The organism is Streptococcus oralis (assembly GCF_015561235.1).
Lineage (GTDB): Bacteria > Bacillota > Bacilli > Lactobacillales > Streptococcaceae > Streptococcus > Streptococcus oralis_BK.
In genome coordinates this window covers 1-16,366 of the sequence record NZ_JADMTC010000002.1, presented here as the reverse complement: position 1 = coordinate 16,366, position 16,366 = coordinate 1, and the positions used below count along the sequence as shown (strand labels likewise).

At 40.6% G+C, this 16,366-nt stretch carries 14 protein-coding genes, 1 tRNA gene, 1 rRNA gene and 3 pseudogenes; 15 read left to right on the top strand and 4 right to left on the bottom strand.

Features of this window, described 5'->3' with window-relative positions:
- The first annotated feature begins 192 nt into the window (after positions 1-192).
- Complete coding sequence (locus tag I2H52_RS07660; protein WP_195594924.1) at positions 193-1,899, top strand: ABC transporter ATP-binding protein; 1,707 nt, start codon at positions 193-195, stop codon at positions 1,897-1,899.
- Entirely contained in the window at positions 1,900-3,666 is a 1,767-nt protein-coding gene (locus I2H52_RS07655; protein WP_045618023.1) for an ABC transporter ATP-binding protein, read from the top strand.
- 51 nt (positions 3,667-3,717) lie between these two features.
- Here the strand turns inward: I2H52_RS07655 and I2H52_RS07650 are convergent.
- The 4 genes and pseudogenes from I2H52_RS07650 to I2H52_RS07635 form a co-directional block, all read right to left on the bottom strand.
- A pseudogene (locus tag I2H52_RS07650) lies at positions 3,718-4,116 on the bottom strand (IS30 family transposase); the annotation flags it as partial.
- Positions 4,101-4,313 (bottom strand): annotated as a pseudogene (locus I2H52_RS07645) (hypothetical protein); the annotation flags it as partial. The pseudogenes I2H52_RS07645 and I2H52_RS07650, both read right to left, overlap by 16 nt.
- A gap of 161 nt (positions 4,314-4,474) precedes the next feature.
- Positions 4,475-4,900, bottom strand: coding sequence for a hypothetical protein (locus I2H52_RS07640; RefSeq protein WP_045618021.1), 426 nt, complete (start codon positions 4,898-4,900; stop codon positions 4,475-4,477).
- On the bottom strand, positions 4,897-5,310 hold the full coding sequence (locus tag I2H52_RS07635; protein WP_045618020.1) for a helix-turn-helix domain-containing protein: 414 nt from the start codon (positions 5,308-5,310) through the stop codon (positions 4,897-4,899). Before I2H52_RS07635 ends, I2H52_RS07640 begins: the two co-directional genes overlap by 4 nt.
- A 278-nt stretch (positions 5,311-5,588) precedes the next feature.
- Between I2H52_RS07635 and I2H52_RS07630 the strand changes: the two genes are divergently transcribed.
- The 13 genes and pseudogenes from I2H52_RS07630 to I2H52_RS07570 form a co-directional block, all read left to right on the top strand.
- Positions 5,589-6,278 carry a gamma-glutamyl-gamma-aminobutyrate hydrolase family protein gene (locus I2H52_RS07630; protein WP_195594922.1) on the top strand — a complete coding sequence of 230 codons (690 nt, stop codon included), beginning with the start codon at positions 5,589-5,591 and terminating at the stop codon, positions 6,276-6,278.
- A gap of 172 nt (positions 6,279-6,450) precedes the next feature.
- Positions 6,451-7,800, top strand: coding sequence for a glucose-6-phosphate isomerase (locus I2H52_RS07625; RefSeq protein WP_000018239.1), 1,350 nt, complete (start codon positions 6,451-6,453; stop codon positions 7,798-7,800).
- A gap of 183 nt (positions 7,801-7,983) precedes the next feature.
- Positions 7,984-8,784: an SDR family oxidoreductase gene (locus tag I2H52_RS07620; RefSeq protein ID WP_038804195.1), complete on the top strand. Its 801-nt coding sequence runs from the start codon at positions 7,984-7,986 to the stop codon at positions 8,782-8,784.
- Between the two features lie 62 nt (positions 8,785-8,846).
- Complete coding sequence (locus I2H52_RS07615) at positions 8,847-10,673, top strand: BglG family transcription antiterminator (RefSeq protein WP_080639548.1); 1,827 nt, start codon at positions 8,847-8,849, stop codon at positions 10,671-10,673.
- Positions 10,673-11,170: a transcriptional regulator GutM gene (locus I2H52_RS07610; protein WP_033585448.1), complete on the top strand. Its 498-nt coding sequence runs from the start codon at positions 10,673-10,675 to the stop codon at positions 11,168-11,170. Before I2H52_RS07615 ends, I2H52_RS07610 begins: the two co-directional genes overlap by 1 nt.
- Positions 11,167-11,712: a PTS glucitol/sorbitol transporter subunit IIC gene (locus I2H52_RS07605; RefSeq protein WP_001015684.1), complete on the top strand. Its 546-nt coding sequence runs from the start codon at positions 11,167-11,169 to the stop codon at positions 11,710-11,712. The genes I2H52_RS07610 and I2H52_RS07605 overlap by 4 nt, the downstream gene beginning before the upstream one ends.
- A gap of 13 nt (positions 11,713-11,725) precedes the next feature.
- Positions 11,726-12,706, top strand: a complete 981-nt coding sequence (locus I2H52_RS07600; RefSeq protein ID WP_038804194.1) for a PTS glucitol/sorbitol transporter subunit IIB — start codon at positions 11,726-11,728, stop codon at positions 12,704-12,706.
- Between the two features lie 98 nt (positions 12,707-12,804).
- Complete coding sequence (locus I2H52_RS07595) at positions 12,805-13,176, top strand: PTS glucitol/sorbitol transporter subunit IIA (RefSeq protein WP_008808177.1); 372 nt, start codon at positions 12,805-12,807, stop codon at positions 13,174-13,176.
- A 196-nt stretch (positions 13,177-13,372) separates the two neighbouring features.
- Positions 13,373-13,849: pseudogene (gene pgi / locus I2H52_RS07590) on the top strand (glucose-6-phosphate isomerase); the annotation flags it as partial.
- A gap of 127 nt (positions 13,850-13,976) precedes the next feature.
- Positions 13,977-15,437 (top strand): glutamate--tRNA ligase, encoded by a 1,461-nt coding sequence (gene gltX / locus I2H52_RS07585; protein WP_049549715.1) that lies wholly within the window; start codon positions 13,977-13,979, stop codon positions 15,435-15,437.
- A gap of 12 nt (positions 15,438-15,449) precedes the next feature.
- Positions 15,450-15,884 (top strand): cytidine deaminase family protein, encoded by a 435-nt coding sequence (locus I2H52_RS07580; protein WP_049549716.1) that lies wholly within the window; start codon positions 15,450-15,452, stop codon positions 15,882-15,884.
- 114 nt (positions 15,885-15,998) lie between these two features.
- Positions 15,999-16,070, top strand: a tRNA-Glu gene (locus I2H52_RS07575).
- A gap of 231 nt (positions 16,071-16,301) precedes the next feature.
- A 16S ribosomal RNA gene (locus I2H52_RS07570) occupies positions 16,302-16,366 on the top strand; the annotation flags it as partial.

Below are 16,366 nucleotides of genomic sequence, written 5' to 3'. Positions count from 1 at the left end.
AAGAGTTCTTCCTTCCATTTTACCATAAAAAGCCTTTTCATGCATCACCTGTAGATGAAAGCGTACTAATTTATGATAAGGAGACTTCTTTGACAAGATGCCTCTTTTTTGCTAGAATAGCATCAATATAAACGAATGAGAAGGACCTGACGCAGGATGTCGCTCCCTTTATCTATTTTATTAGGAGGAAATATGCTGATTAAAAAAATAAAAACTTATAAATGGCAGGCCTTGGCATCCCTAGTGATGACAGGCTTGATGGTTGCGAGCTCGCTCTTGCAACCGCGCTATTTGCAAGAGGTGTTAGAGGCTTTGTTGGCCGGACAAAATGAGGCTATTTATAGTATTGGTGCATGGCTGATAGGAGTAGCCCTAGTCGGTCTGGTGGCAGGTGGGGTCAATGTGACACTTGCAGCCTATATTGCCCAAGGAGTGTCTTCGGACCTTCGTGAAGACGCTTTTCGCAAGATCCAGACTTTTTCTTATGCTAATATCGAGCAATTCAATGCGGGTAACCTTGTCGTCCGTATGACCAATGATATCAACCAAATTCAGAACGTGGTGATGATGGCTTTTCAAATTCTTTTCCGTCTCCCTCTTCTCTTTATCGGTTCCTTTATTTTGGCGGTTCACACTCTTCCATCACTTTGGTGGGTGATTGTTCTCATGGTGCTCTTGATCTTTGCACTAACTGCTATCATGATGGGGATGATGGGGCCACGATTTGCTAAGTTTCAAACCCTTCTTGAACGGATTAATGCTATCGCCAAAGAAAATTTACGTGGTGTGCGCGTGGTCAAATCCTTTGTACAAGAAAAAGCACAATTTGACAAATTTACCGATGTTTCTGATGAACTTCTCGGCCAAAATCTTTATATCGGTTATGCCTTCTCAGTTATAGAACCCGTTATGATGCTAGTCGGCTATGGAGCGGTCTTCCTCTCTATCTGGTTGGTGGCTGGAATGGCTCAGTCAGATCCGTCTGTAGTGGGCTCGATTGCTTCCTTTATCAACTATCTCAGCCAGATTATCTTTACCATCATCATGGTTGGATTTTTAGGGAATTCTGTCAGTCGTGCCATGATTTCCTTGCGTCGTATCCGCGAAATTCTAAATACCGAGCCAGCGATGACCTTTAAAGATCTCCCAGACGAAGAGTTAGAAGGAAGTCTCTCTTTTGAAAATGTAACCTCCACCTATCCTAATGACGATGAGCCTATGCTGAAGAATGTAACCTTTGAAATTGCGCCTGGTCAAATGGTCGGTGTGGTTGGGGCTACTGGAGCAGGGAAGTCCACCCTAGCTCAGTTAATTCCACGGCTTTTTGATCCACAGGAGGGATCTATCAAGATTGGTGGCAAGGATATTCGAGACGTCAGCGAGGGAACCTTGCGTAAAACAGTTTCTATCGTCTTGCAACGTGCTATTCTCTTTAGCGGGACCATTGCAGATAATCTTCGTCAAGGAAAAGGCAATGCCAGCGTGTCAGAAATGGAACGTGCAGCACGGATTGCTCAAGCCAGCGAATTTATCGGACGCATGGAAAACAAATTTGAGAGTCAGGTCGAGGAACGTGGCACCAACTTTTCTGGTGGACAAAAACAACGGATGTCCATTGCCCGTGGGATTGTCAGCAATCCCCGTATCCTGATTTTTGACGATTCGACTTCGGCCTTGGATGCCAAGTCAGAAAGACTCGTGCAGGAAGCTTTGAACAAAGACCTGAAAGGGACGACAACCATTATCATCGCTCAAAAGATCAGTTCAGTCGTCCATGCAGACAAGATTTTGGTCTTGGATCAAGGACGATTGATTGGAGAAGGAAGGCATGCGGACTTGGTAGCTAGCAATGCCGTCTACCGCGAAATCTACGAAACACAAAAGGGAAAGGAGGAATAAATGAAAACAGTTCGATTTTTCTGGAATTATTTTAAAGTCTACAAGCTCTCCTTTGTCGTTGTGATTCTGATGGTTGCGATTGCGACGATTTCCCAAGCCCTCTTTCCAGTTTTTTCAGGTCAAGCAGTAACAGAGCTTGCTAACCTAGTTCTGGCTTATCAAAATGGAACTTCCGAACTAGCCTGGCAGAGTTTATCGGCTCTGATGCTGAATCTAGCTCTGGTTGTCCTTTCCTTGGTTGTGTCTAGCTTGATTTACATGACCTTGATGACCCGTGTGATTGCCGAGTCGACAAATGAGATGCGTAAGGGCCTTTTTGGTAAACTTTCCCGTTTGACGGTTTCTTTCTTTGACCGCCATCAGGATGGGGATATCCTTTCTCGCTTCACTAGTGACTTGGATAACATCCTTCAAGCCTTCAATGAAAGTCTAGTTCAGGTTATGAGCAATATTGCTCTTTACATCGGTTTGATTTTTGTCATGTTTTCAAAAAATGTGACGCTAGCCTTGATAACAGTAGCCAGCACCCCAGTGGCCTTTCTCATGTTGGTTTTCATCGTGAAAATGGCCCGCAAGTACACTAATCTCCAGCAAAAAGAGGTTGGGAAACTCAATGCCTACATGGACGAAAGTATTTCAGGGCAGAAAGCTGTTATCGTACAAGGGATTCAGGACGACATCGTAGCAGGCTTTGTGGAGCAAAATGAGCGCGTGCGCAAGGCAACCTTTAAAGGGAGAATGTTCTCAGGCATCCTCTTTCCTGTTATGAATGGGATGAGCTTGGTCAATACGGCCATCGTCATTTTTGCAGGTTCAGCTGTCTTGCTGAACGATTCAAGTATCGAAACAACAACAGCCCTAGGTTTGATTGTCATGTTTACCCAATTTTCTCAGCAGTACTACCAGCCCATTATCCAGGTGGCTGCGAGTTGGGGGAGCCTCCAGTTGGCCTTTACTGGGGCGGATCGTATCCAAGAAATGTTTGATGCAGAAGAAGAGATTCGCCCGCAAAGTGCACCTGCCTTTACGGAATTGCGAGAAGGTGTTGAAATCAGTCATATTGATTTCTCTTATGTGCCAGACAAGCCGATTTTAAAAGATGTTAGCATTTCAGCTCCTAAGTGGCAGATGATAGCAGTTGTCGGTCCAACTGGCTCAGGGAAGACGACCATCATGAACCTCATCAATCGTTTCTACGATGTGGATGCAGGTAGCATTTCCTTTGATGGCAAAGACATTCGTGACTACGACTTGGACAGTCTGCGAAGCAAGGTCGGTATTGTCTTGCAGGATTCGGTCTTGTTTAGCGGAACAATCCGAGACAATATCCGCTTTGGTGTGCCAGATGCCAGTCAGGAAATGGTCGAAGCAGCTGCTAAGGCAACTCATATTCATGACTATATCGAAAGCTTGCCTGATAAGTATGATACCCTTATTGATGATGAGCAAAATATCTTCTCAACTGGTCAGAAACAATTGATTTCCATCGCTCGGACCTTGATGACAGATCCTCAAGTCCTAATCTTAGACGAAGCGACTTCCAATGTCGATACCGTAACAGAAAGCAAGATTCAACATGCCATGGAGGCAGTTGTAGCAGGTCGAACCAGTTTTGTCATTGCCCATCGTCTCAAGACCATCCTCAATGCCGATCAGATTATTGTCCTCAAAGATGGAGAGGTTATTGAACGTGGAAATCATCACGAGTTGCTCAAACTTGGCGGTTTCTACTCAGAACTCTATCACAATCAATTTGTATTTGAATAAGAAAAAAGTTGTCCTCTTGGGCAGCTTTTTCTTGCCCCCTAAATTGTCAAATTAAGTTAGACTTTTCAAGTAACTCAGAAAAACTTGGTAGGGTGATTGATAATTCAATGATTTTCTAGGAATTCTATTTCTTTTATCAGCTATAGCTGATAAATAATTTTTAGAAATATTCGTAAAATCCATTTGTTTCGGAAGTCCATTTCGTCTTAATAAGCCATTAGAATGTTCATTTAGACCTCGTTGACCAGGGCATCCTGGATCTGCAAAGAAAATATCAATGTCATGTGCATTCGAAATAGATTTCCAATTAGAAAATTCTTTCCCACAATCAAACGTTATCGACTTAAAGAGATGGCTGGAGACTTGAGACAACCATTGATTAATGGAGGCCTCAATATCACTTGCTTTCCGTCCATTGTTTTTCAGTGTGATGATGGCTTTTGAGCAGCGTAAGCATCTTGCCATAAGAGATTAAAAGCCTGAGAGCCTATGCAAAAATCAGATAGCTGTAAATCTCTTTTAGCAAGGTTCTTTAGATCTTTTCTAGTCCAGCCCGCACTTTCCCATAAAAGCAGTTGCTTAGCTTGTTCATAACGTTTGTGCAAACCTGCTTGGGAAAATGGATAACTTCCTAAAATGTGCCACATAGACTCTCTCCTTTCAAAAGCTTATTATAACAAAAAAGGCAGTGAGACAGAAGCAGATTCTTAGTTAAAAATCACTTCTCTCACTTTCTTGTCGTGTTCCATTAATCTTTATAGACAATATACATAAATAACCAAAAAACACCTAGGATTATTTTAAAATCCTAGATTTTTCCTGATGTGCTAAGAAATATTTTACGCAAATACAGATAATAAAGGCCAAGCAATCCTAGAACAACCAAATCAACGAAAAATTGCCAACCAAAAACCTGAATGCGATTCCTAAAAAGACTGGTCAATAGAATCAGCAGAGCATCTCCCCAGAAAGCAAGACCAGCCAAAGTAAGGGCTAATTTTCTTCTGAAAAAATAGAAAATCGGACTCAAGGTAGCAGCTAACAAATGGCTAAACCACACAATTACAAAGACAACAGGATAATGGCTAAAGTAAACCATAATAGCTGAATTATAATGTTCTGCAAAATAAGTCTGGTTACGCGTCATTACCATGACAAAATCATAGCAGCCTATCAAATTCAAGAAAAATATAAACACTGCAAAACTAAGACCAAAGCCAGTAATTTTTTTCATTTCATTAACCCCATTTCTTCAAAAGCTTGAATAAAAAAATCGCTCTTCAACAAGGCCAAGCCTTGATTGACATCACCTAAAACCATAAGGCTGTCGTCTTTTTGGATGTTAAAAATTTTTCTCGCTCGTGCAGGAATGACGATTTGTCCCTTTTCACCAACAGTTACCGTTCCAAAAATATACTTCCCTTCTTTGGCTTTAGTAGCAAAAGGAGAGACATCCCCATTAACCAACTCATCTAAGCTGATATCAAAAATTTCTGCCAAACGACTTGAAGAAATAATATCCGGTAAACTGTCGCCCAATTCCCACTTACTGAGAGTCTGACGAGATACGCCTACTTTTTCAGCTAATTTTTCCTGAGAATAACCTGACTTTTTCCTTAGCAGAGCAATCGTTTCACTAATCATACTTTTCCTACCTCTTTTCCTGAACTCATTATAGAGCCTTCTTGTCCAACTTTCAAGCATCTTTTATTGGCAAAACGAGAGTTTTTTTGTTAAAAATCATAGCAAATAAAGAAGCCCGTCTGAGCTCTAGTACAAATACTAGAACTTTTTATATTCCTAATTCAATTTTTTTAACCCATAAAAAATACTTATCACGGTCTTTTAAAAAACATATTAGACAGCAGAGGGATTGGATGATAAGATAGGACTATCGTTAGAAAATTGAAAGGAGACACATCATGGCTAGAACGGTTGTAGGAGTTGCTGCAAATCTATGTCCTGTAGATGCAGAAGGAAAAAACATTCATTCATCTGTATCCTGTAAATTTGCAGAGAGCATTCGTCAGGTCGGAGGTCTCCCCTTGGTTATTCCTGTTGGTGATGAGTCCGTTGTGCGCGATTATGTGGAAATGATTGACAAACTCATCTTGACAGGTGGGCAAAATGTCCATCCTCAGTTTTACGGGGAGAAAAAGACTATTGAGAGTGATGATTACAACCTTGTACGCGATGAGTTTGAACTAGCTCTCTTGAAAGAAGCGCTCCGTCAGAATAAACCAATTATGGCAATCTGTCGTGGTGTTCAGCTGGTCAATGTTGCTTTTGGTGGCACTCTCCACCAAGAAATTGAAGGTCACTGGCAAGGCTTGCCTTTTGGGACATCTCATACTATTGAGACAGTAGAAGGAAGCGTGGTGGCTAAGTTGTTTGGCAAAGAAAGTCAGGTCAACTCAGTCCATCGTCAGAGTATCAAAGATCTGGCACCTAATTTCCGTGTGACAGCGGTGGACCCTCGAGATCAGACAGTGGAAGCGATTGAGTCTGTCGACGAGCATCGTATTATCGGTTTACAGTGGCACCCAGAGTTCCTGGTCAATGAAGAAGATGGCAATTTAGAATTATTTGAGTATTTATTAAATGAATTGTAACGGTTAGAATCTCTAGCCGTTTTTTTGTCTTATTTCGTTCAAATTTTAATATTGTAACATTTTTTACGCAAATGTTTAAATTATGATAAAATTTGGAAAAATTCAGTATAAAAACTTGAAAAAATCTAAGGTAAGGGTTATGATAGAAGAGAAGAAATTTTGGAGGAATATTATGTCACATATTAAATTTGATTATTCAAAAGTATTAGATAAATTTGTTGCACCACATGAACTAGATTATATGCAGCCTCAAGTGACTGCAGCAGATTCTGCTCTGAGAAATGGTACAGGTCCTGGGGCAGAAATGACTGGCTGGTTGAACTTACCTGAAGAATATGACAAAGATGAATTTGCTCGTATTCAAAAGGCTGCTGCTAAAATCCAATCTGATAGTGAGGTATTGATCGTAATCGGTATTGGTGGTTCCTATTTAGGAGCTCGTGCAGCTATTGATTTCTTGAATAATTCATTTGTAAACTTGCAAAGAAAGGAAGAACGCAAGGCACCTCAGATCCTCTATGCTGGAAACTCTATCTCTTCAAGCTATTTGGCTGATTTGGTAGACTATGTATCAGACAAAGATTTCTCAGTAAACGTGATTTCTAAATCAGGTACAACAACTGAACCGGCTATTGCTTTCCGTGTCTTCAAAGAACTCTTGGTTAAGAAGTACGGTCAAGAAGAAGCTAACCAACGTATCTACGCAACTACAGACCGCGCTAAAGGTGCAGTTAAAGTTGAAGCAGATGCTAATGGCTGGGATACTTTTGTAGTGCCTGATAGTGTAGGTGGTCGTTTTACAGTATTGACAGCAGTGGGGCTCTTGCCAATCGCAGCTGCAGGAGCTGATATCAGCAAGTTAATGGAAGGAGCAAATGCTGCTCGCAAGGCTTATGCTTCTGATAAGTTGGCTGAAAATGAAGCATATCAATATGCAGTTGTACGCAATATCTTGTACCGTAAAGGTTATCTGACAGAAGTTCTAGCTAACTATGAACCATCTCTGCAATACTTCTCTGAGTGGTGGAAGCAACTGGCTGGTGAGTCAGAAGGGAAAGACCAAAAAGGGATTTATCCAACTTCAGCTAACTTCTCAACAGACTTGCACTCTCTGGGACAATTTATCCAGGAAGGTACCCGTATCCTCTTTGAAACAGTTATCCGTGTAGATAAACCTCGCAAAAATGTGCTGATTCCTGAATTGGCAGAAGACTTGGACGGTCTTGGCTACTTGCAAGGAAAAGATGTTGACTTTGTCAATAAAAAAGCTACAGATGGAGTGCTGTTAGCACACACTGATGGTGGAGTTCCAAATATGTTTGTGACACTGCCTGAGCAAGATGAGTTCACTTTGGGCTACACTATTTACTTCTTTGAGTTGGCTATTGCTCTTTCTGGCTACCTGAATGGTATCAATCCATTTGACCAGCCTGGAGTTGAAGCTTATAAGAAAAACATGTTTGCTCTTCTTGGGAAACCAGGCTTTGAAGAGCTGGGTGCTGAGTTGAATGCACGCCTTTGATTCTCATATGCTTTGAGTTCATTTAGAATATAAAAAGATCCACAAGTTCATTTCTTGTGGATTTTTAGTACAAGCCTCTTAATTAGTTTATTATTTTTTTTAAAAGTGTAAAAAAGAGTGTCTTAATTCTTTTATGAAAGCGCTGTATAATTGCCTTGTAAATAAAATTTGAGAGGTATCAAAATGAATGATTGGTTAAACATAAAAGGCAAAACAGTTCTTGTGACTGGCGCGTCATCTGGGATCGGTAAGGCAATCGTTGAAGAATTGCTGGAATTAGGAGTCAATGTAGCGAATTTTGATCTTAGCGACAACGATTTGCGTCACCCGAATCTATTATTTGTAAAAGTTGATGTAACTTCTCGCTCTGAAGTAGAAGAGGGTGTTGCCAAAATAGTTGAAAGATTTGGCAATATTGATGCGGTAGTCAATAATGCAGGGATTAATGTTCCCAGATTATTAATTGATGCAGAAAATCCTAAAGGTCCTTACGAGTTAGACGATGAAACGTTTGAAAAAGTAACAATGATTAATCAAAAAGGTTTGTATTTGGTTAGTCAGGCAGTAGGACGTATTTTAGTGAAAAATGGAAAAGGTGTAATTGTGAACATGGCTTCAGAAGCAGGCTTGGAAGGTTCTGAAGGACAAAGTGCCTATGCTGCCACAAAAGCAGCAGTCTATAGTTACACTCGTTCATGGGCAAAAGAGCTGGGTAAGCATGGTGTACGTGTGGTTGGAATTGCTCCAGGAATTATGGAAGCTACGGGACTTCGAACTCTTTCTTATGAGGAAGCTCTTGCTTATACCCGTGGAAAGACGGTAGAAGATATTCGAGCTGGTTATGCTTCAACTTCAACAACTCCTTTGGGACGAAGTGGTAAACTACGGGAAGTAGCTGACCTTGTAGCATTCTATATTTCAGACCGTTCTAGCTATATAACTGGAGTCACTACAAATATTGCCGGAGGGAAAACTCGCGGTTAAAAAAATGAAGGTGAGGAAGAGAGTTGACCATAGTAAATCGATGGTATAATATTTTAGAAAAAATGGTCTCACAGCCAACTTATTCCTTGGTAGATATGCGCTCAGAGCTGGATATTAGTATGCAAACCTTGCAAAAGAGTATCCAACAATTAAATGATGTTTTGGCTCCGAGTATCCAGATTATCTCACAAGATGATCAGTTAATGTTAGAGGTGTATGACTATACTGAGTTGGAAAGGATTTTATCTGGTAGTTTAAAACGGGAGAGTGACTTCAATTCTTCCAGTAAAAGAATTGCCTATTTACTAAAACGTTTAATTGAGTCAACCTCCCCTCTTCTTATTGACGACTTGGCTGAGGAAGCAGGTGTTAGTAGAAGTACCCTTAATAAGGATTTAAAACAAGTAAAATCTTTGGCAGAGAGTTACTCTATCACTATTTCAGGAAAGCCCAACCGTGGGCTGGAGGTCTTGGGGTCCGAGCTGAATTTGCGCTTGCTCTATATTCACCAAGTGGCCCCTTACTTTGAAGGAAAGACACTCACCGAGGCAACATCTTCTTTTCTGGAGACGCTACTCCAGGAGTATAAAATCCCGAAAGAAACAAAGGAACTCCTTCGAAAGACCATTTCAATTATGGTGGAGCGTATTCATGCATCTAGGGTGTTGAGTTGCCCTATTCCTTACTATAGGAATGATTTAACAGAGACACCTTTGGTTGAAAAATTAATCTATCATATTGAGATGACTTATAAGATTTCCCTCAGTCAGTTTGAGATAGACTTTTTGTGTTTTCCGTTTAATATCCGTTTTATTGACACTTTAAGCAAGCCGTCTTATCAATCTGAACAGCTTGCAAACATTTTTCAAGGGATTGTCAAGAAAGTCAAAGAAACAATGTTGGTTAACTTTGATGATGAAGAATTATTTGAAGAAATCAAGTCTCATCTAGGCTCCTTAATCAATCGACTGATTTTCCATGTGCAAGCTAATGATATATTCCATGGCGAGGTTCAAACTCAATATCCTTTTGCTTTTGAAATGGCGAAAATTGCTGGAGAAGAACTATCTGCAATTTTTGGTTCTGAATTGGAATTATCTGAAATCGGATATCTGGCTTTGTATTTTGAAATGATTTTAAGAAAGCAAAACTCTGTTGTAAATGGTTCTCGCAAGCAGATAGCTGTAGTTTGCACAACAGGAAGAGGAACTGCTGCGATGATTATTCAGCAACTCAGACGAATTCTTGGAAATGATGTAGACATTACTCAGTATTCTGAAGAGGATTTTAATCTGGATTTGAATCAGGACTATTTCGCGATTTTTACGACAGTTCCTCTAAAATATAAAGATTCTAAATCTCCAGTCATTCAAGTTAATCATCTTTTTGATGATCAATGGCTGCAGGAAGAATGGCAGAGGGCCAATGCTTTTCATCAAAAAAATCTAGAAACAGTCAGCTTACGTTTTCTTCGTTTGACTCCCCAAAAAACCTATCAGCAATACTTGCTAAATATGGTTGCAGAGTTAGAGAAACTTCAGATGATTGATGAAGGTTTTAGAAATCGGATAATTGATAGGGATAAAAAACAATCAACCATTTTTGGTGGAGGAATTGCCTTCCCCCATACAATTAACCAGGGTTATGCAAAGACTATTTTAATGTTTGGAAAGCTAGAAGAGCCTTATCAAAAAGGAGATGATTGGATTGAATTTATCTTTCTAGTCGCCATTCCCTCAGAAATTGAAAGCAAAATGGAGAGTGAATTGCTGGAATTGTATGACGACATTTTTCGAATTGCAGGAGAGCCTTCTCTAAAAGAAGCATTGAGGGCTGTAGAAACAGAGACAGAGTTTCTATCATTTTCTAAGAGCAAAGGAGTATTTTAATGAATTCGCTAATAATTTTCGCTGTATTTGTCATGGCAGCTTATATATTTCAAATGTTCCTCGGCTGGCAGCAACTCAAAGACTTCAATAAGACCTATACGATGCTCCGAAAACTGGGGCGCGTAGCGATTGGCAGGAAGTCCGGAAGAATCAAATCCGGTACGATTGTCATGTTCGCGGTTGATGAAAACGGTCGGGTTCTTAAAGCTAGCAAAATGCAAGGAGTCACAATCTTAGCACGTTTTCAAAATATGGACGATTATGTTGGAGAAGACATCCATTATTTTGACAAGTATAATCCTCTTGTGAGAAAAGAAAATAAGTTGATGCAATCAGCCATAGAAGATGCTAGAAAAGTCTATCTTTGGAATGAGGCAGGTATTGAGAAAGAGACAAGTTCATCTGATTCTTTTCTGGGATTCGGCTTTTATGCGAATTACTTACAATTATCTATTAAACAGTTATTTAAAAAAAATAAGAAAGGGAGTTCCTTATGAATCACATTACAAATTTTGCAGAGAGTTTTATGAAACTCTTCCAATTAGGTGGAGAAACCTTTATTAGCTGGATGACAAATATTGTACCGCTTGTCTTGATGCTATTGATTGCAATGAATACCCTTATCGCTTTCTTGGGAGAAGAGAAGGTCAATTCCCTGGCTAAGATTTCTGCCAAAAATCCTGTTAGCCGGTATATGATTTTACCTTTCATTTCTGCCTTTATGCTGGGGAATCCGATGGCAATCAGTATGGGACGTTTCTTACCAGAATATTATAAACCTAGTTTTGTAGCAGCTCAGATGCAGTTCTGCCACACTTCAAATGGTGTATTTCCGCATATCAATCCTGGGGAATTGTTTGTATGGATGGGAATTGCAACAGGAATTCAAACTTTAGGTTTAAGTCAAATGGACTTAGCCATTCGTTACATGCTTGTTGGGCTTGTCATGAACTTTGTAGGCGGTTGGGTGACCGATTTTACAACTGCTTATGTAGCAAAACAGCAAGGTGTTACCTTGAGTAAAACATTTGATTTATAGAAAGAGTGAAATTATGTCATATAAGAGTATAAAAGTTGTTAAAGGAAATGGCGGTTTCGGAGGACCTTTGGTCATTACACCTAGTGAAGCTAAGCATAAATTCATCTATATCACTGGCGGAGGAGAAAAGCCAGATATTGTAGATAAAATTGCTGATTTGACCGGTATGGAAGCTGTTAATGGGTTTAAAACTTCTATCCCAGATGAGGAAATTGCTTTAGCAATCGTGGATTGTGGCGGTACTCTTCGCTGTGGTATTTATCCTAAAAAGGGGATCCCTACAATAAATATTGTCGCTACAGGGAAAAGTGGGCCTCTAGCTCAATATATAACCGAGGAAATCTATGTGTCAGCAGTTGGCCTTAATCAAATTTCTGCTGCTAATGAAGACGAAAAAGCGACAACTGTGGTAACAGAAAAGCCAACTTACGATACTAGTAAAAAAATTACAGAGCAAAAAGCTGAAACAAGTATTGTAGCAAGAATTGGGATGGGCGCTGGGAAGGTCGTTGCGACTTTCAACCAGGCTGCTCGTGAAGCCATCCAAACAATGCTCAACACGATCATTCCTTTCATGGCCTTTGTTTCCTTGCTGATTGGGGTTATTCAAGGTTCAGGTGTTGGAAATTGGCTGGCAAAATTAATGGTTCCCCTAGCTGGGAACATCTGGGGACTCATTTTGATTGGCTTTATCTGTTCCTTGCCATTCCTATCTCCTTTGTTAGGCCCCGGAGCTGTTATCAGTCAGATTATTGGAACCTTAATTGGAGTTGAAATCGGCAAAGGGACTATTCCGCCCCAAATGGCTCTGCCAGCTATATTTGCTATCAACACTCAAAACGGTTGTGATTTCATTCCTGTAGCACTCGGTCTATCTGAAGCCAAGGCTGAAACAGTTGAGGTTGGTGTCCCTTCTGTGCTTTATTCACGCTTTCTCAATGGTGTTCCGCGGGTGCTAGTAGCTTGGATAGCTAGTATTGGCCTTTATCAGTAAACTTTTGATAGATGCACGTAAACATAGCAACTATTATGTTAAACTTATCTATAAGCATAAGTTTATGACAGATTTGAGAAAGGATGAATAGGAATTAGATGAAGAAAATTTTTGAAGCTAAAGTAATTCAAGTGGGGCCTGAAGCTCAGAATATGATTCAAGATGCCAATATGCTCATTTTGTTTGGAGAAGAAGCTCCGGAAGACTTAGCAGAGTATTGTTTTAAAATCGATAACAAAAATCTTCTAGGTGCAATACTAGAAGGTGGAAAGCTGGTGGTAGATAGTCAGGAATATTCGATTACTGCCGTAGGAAATGTAGTAGAAAAAAATTTAACTGGACTGGGCCATATCACGATTTCTTTTGATGGTTCAAAAGAGGGCAGCCTGCCGGGCACTCTCCATGTTGCAGCAGACCAAGCAGTAGTAATTGAAAAGGACTCTACCATTCAGATTTTCGAAACTGCTTGACCATAATAAAATTTCAAATCAAGCAATTTAGAAAAATAAAAGTCTAAAAAATTGATTCAGAGCTTGGACAAAAAGTCCAGGCTTCTGGGTCTAAATTAGAAAAAATAGATGACGCAGTGGTTGATTGGCAAGTCAATCAAACTAGCCAGTCAGTGCAAGGGAATTCCCAGCAGATGGATCCACAAGGGGTGCCTGAACAGAAGGGAAAGACCAAAAAGGTATTTACCCAACTTCAGCTAACTTCTCAACTGACTTACACTCATTGGGTCAATTTATCCAAGAAGGAACTCGTATCATGTTTGAAACAGTTGTCCGTGTTGACAAACCACGTAAGAACGTGATCATTCCTACTTTGGAAGAAGACCTTGATGGACTTGGTTACCTTCAAGGAAAAGACGTTGACTTTGTAAACAAAAAAGCGACTGACGGTGTTCTTCTTGCCCACACTGACGGTGACGTACCAAATATGTATGTGACTCTTCCAGAGCAAGATGCCTTTACTCTTGGCTACACGATCTACTTCTTCGAATTGGCAATCGCCCTTTCAGGTTACTTGAATGCCATCAACCCATTTGACCAACCAGGTGTTGAAGCCTACAAGCGTAACATGTTTGCCCTTCTTGGGAAACCAGGATTTGAAGAATTGAGCAAAGAACTTAACGCACGTCTATAATAGAAGAAAAGAGTGGCTTGTCCACTCTTTTTACTCTCTTTATTCGTAGACATTGGACTCAGGCGAGACTTGTGATATAATATAGAAAGCAAAAAGGCAGACGCCTAGAGACTTTATAGGAGAAACTATGTCAAAAGATATCCGCGTACGCTACGCACCAAGTCCAACAGGACTACTACACATCGGAAATGCCCGTACAGCATTATTCAACTACCTTTACGCACGCCATCATGGTGGAACTTTTATTATTCGTATCGAAGATACCGACCGTAAACGCCATGTTGAGGATGGTGAACGTTCACAGCTTGAAAACCTTCGTTGGTTGGGCATGGACTGGGATGAAAGTCCAGAGACGCATGAAAATTACCGCCAATCTGAGCGTTTGGAACTCTATCAAAAATACATTGACCAATTGCTAGCTGAAGGAAAAGCCTACAAATCTTACGTCACAGAAGAAGAGTTGGCAGCTGAACGCGAACGCCAAGAAGCAGCTGGCGAAACACCACGTTACATCAATGAATATCTTGGCATGAGCGAAGAAGAAAAAGCAGCTTACATTGCAGAACGTGAAGCAGCCGGTATCATCCCAACTGTCCGTTTGGGTGTTAATGAATCTGGTATCTACAAATGGCATGATATGGTCAAAGGTGATATCGAGTTTGAAGGTGGCAACATCGGCGGTGACTGGGTGATTCAGAAGAAAGATGGCTACCCAACTTACAACTTTGCCGTTGTCATCGATGACCATGATATGCAGATTTCTCATGTTATCCGCGGTGATGACCACATTGCCAACACCCCAAAACAGCTCATGGTCTATGAAGCGCTTGGTTGGGATGCACCTGAGTTTGGTCACATGACTTTGATCATCAACTCTGAAACGGGTAAAAAATTGTCTAAACGTGACACCAACACCCTTCAATTTATCGAAGATTACCGTAAGAAGGGCTATCTTCCAGAAGCTGTCTTTAACTTTATCGCCCTTCTTGGCTGGAACCCTGGTGGGGAAGACGAAATCTTCTCTCGTGAGGAACTGATTAAACTCTTTGATGAAAATCGTCTCAGCAAGTCACCAGCTGCCTTCGATCAGAAGAAACTAGACTGGATGAGCAACGACTACATCAAGAGAGCCGATCTAGCTACTATCTTTGAAATGGCAAAACCATACTTAGAAGAAGCAGGGCGTTTGACTGACAAGTCTGAAAAAATGGTGGAACTCTACAAACCACAAATGAAGTCAGTGGATGAAATCGTTCCATTGACAGATCTTTTCTTCTCAGATTTCCCAGAGCTGACAGATGCTGAGCGCGAGGTCATGGCAGGAGAAACCGTTCCGGTTGTTCTAGAAGCCTTCAAAGCGAAACTAGAAGCAATGACAGATGAAGAATTTGTGACAGAAAACATCTTCCCACAAATCAAAGCAGTTCAAAAAGAAACGGGTATTAAAGGGAAAAACCTCTTCATGCCGATTCGTATTGCTGTATCAGGTGAAATGCATGGACCAGAACTTCCAGATACGATTTACCTATTAGGTCGTGAGAAATCTATCCAGCATATCGATAATATGCTCAAAGAGATTTCTAAATAAAAAGGACTTCCGATGGGTACATGGGAAAAGATGTATGAAGAAGCACGAGCCTTATACAATCCTCATGAAGTTTCTGACTTTGTTTATGCTAACCATGTTGTTGCTGCAGTAGAAGCAGAAGATGGTCAGATCTTCACAGGATTTTGTATGGAGGGCACTTGTGGCGTTTTTCATCTCTGTGCAGAACGAGCTGCTCTCTTCAATATGTATCAATTTTCAGGACAAACTAAAGTTAAGAAAATCCTCGCCTTTCGAGACAAACCTCCCTACGGCGAAGGATCAGGTATGCCCTGTGGCGCTTGCAGAGAATTTCTCTTAGAATTGAATGCTGAAAATAAAGAAGCAGAGTTCATGATGAACTACGAAACAAGAAAAACAATTAAGGTTGCTGAATTGATCCCTTACTGGTGGGGAGAGGAACGCGCGATTAATTGGCAAGATAAATAGAAGGAGTCAGTTGAACTGGCTTTTTCCTTTATTTTTCAGAATTTCGATAAAGAGGAAAAAAGTCCTTGACAAAGGTAAAAAAGTAGGTATAATAGAAAGAGTTGAAAAGCTCAAGGTCCGTTGGTCAAGGGGTTAAGACACCGCCTTTTCACGGCGGTAACACGGGTTCGAATCCCGTACGGACTATGGTGTATTGCGGTTAAAAAAACTTGAAAAAAGTTTAAAAAATCTGTTGACAGAGACAGATGGCTGTGATATACTAATATAGTTGTCGCTTGAGAGAGAATGAGTGACAAAGACCTTTGAAAACTGAACAAGACGAACCAATGTGCAGGGCACTATAACTAAGGTTATAGTACTGAACAATGAAAAAAACAATAAATCTGTCAGTGACAGAAATGAGTAAGAACTCAAACTTTTAATGAGAGTTTGATCCTGGCTCAGGACGAACGCTGGCGGCGTGCCTAATACATGCAAGTAGA

Excerpts from the sequence above, each read along its gene's own strand:
- I2H52_RS07600 (WP_038804194.1), top strand. The coding sequence starts at position 11,726 with ATGTCATATAAGAGTATAAAAGTTGTTAAAGGAAATGGCGGTTTCGGA.
- I2H52_RS07625 (WP_000018239.1), top strand. The coding sequence starts at position 6,451 with ATGTCACATATTAAATTTGATTATTCAAAAGTATTAGATAAATTTGTT.
- I2H52_RS07630 (WP_195594922.1), top strand. The coding sequence starts at position 5,589 with ATGGCTAGAACGGTTGTAGGAGTTGCTGCAAATCTATGTCCTGTAGAT.
- I2H52_RS07640 (WP_045618021.1), bottom strand. The coding sequence starts at position 4,900 with ATGAAAAAAATTACTGGCTTTGGTCTTAGTTTTGCAGTGTTTATATTT.
- I2H52_RS07595 (WP_008808177.1), top strand. The coding sequence starts at position 12,805 with ATGAAGAAAATTTTTGAAGCTAAAGTAATTCAAGTGGGGCCTGAAGCT.
- I2H52_RS07635 (WP_045618020.1), bottom strand. The coding sequence starts at position 5,310 with ATGATTAGTGAAACGATTGCTCTGCTAAGGAAAAAGTCAGGTTATTCT.
- I2H52_RS07620 (WP_038804195.1), top strand. The coding sequence starts at position 7,984 with ATGAATGATTGGTTAAACATAAAAGGCAAAACAGTTCTTGTGACTGGC.
- I2H52_RS07580 (WP_049549716.1), top strand. The coding sequence starts at position 15,450 with ATGGGTACATGGGAAAAGATGTATGAAGAAGCACGAGCCTTATACAAT.
- gltX (WP_049549715.1), top strand. The coding sequence starts at position 13,977 with ATGTCAAAAGATATCCGCGTACGCTACGCACCAAGTCCAACAGGACTA.
- I2H52_RS07610 (WP_033585448.1), top strand. The coding sequence starts at position 10,673 with ATGAATTCGCTAATAATTTTCGCTGTATTTGTCATGGCAGCTTATATA.
- I2H52_RS07615 (WP_080639548.1), top strand. The coding sequence starts at position 8,847 with ATGGTCTCACAGCCAACTTATTCCTTGGTAGATATGCGCTCAGAGCTG.
- I2H52_RS07605 (WP_001015684.1), top strand. The coding sequence starts at position 11,167 with ATGAATCACATTACAAATTTTGCAGAGAGTTTTATGAAACTCTTCCAA.
- I2H52_RS07655 (WP_045618023.1), top strand. The coding sequence starts at position 1,900 with ATGAAAACAGTTCGATTTTTCTGGAATTATTTTAAAGTCTACAAGCTC.
- I2H52_RS07660 (WP_195594924.1), top strand. The coding sequence starts at position 193 with ATGCTGATTAAAAAAATAAAAACTTATAAATGGCAGGCCTTGGCATCC.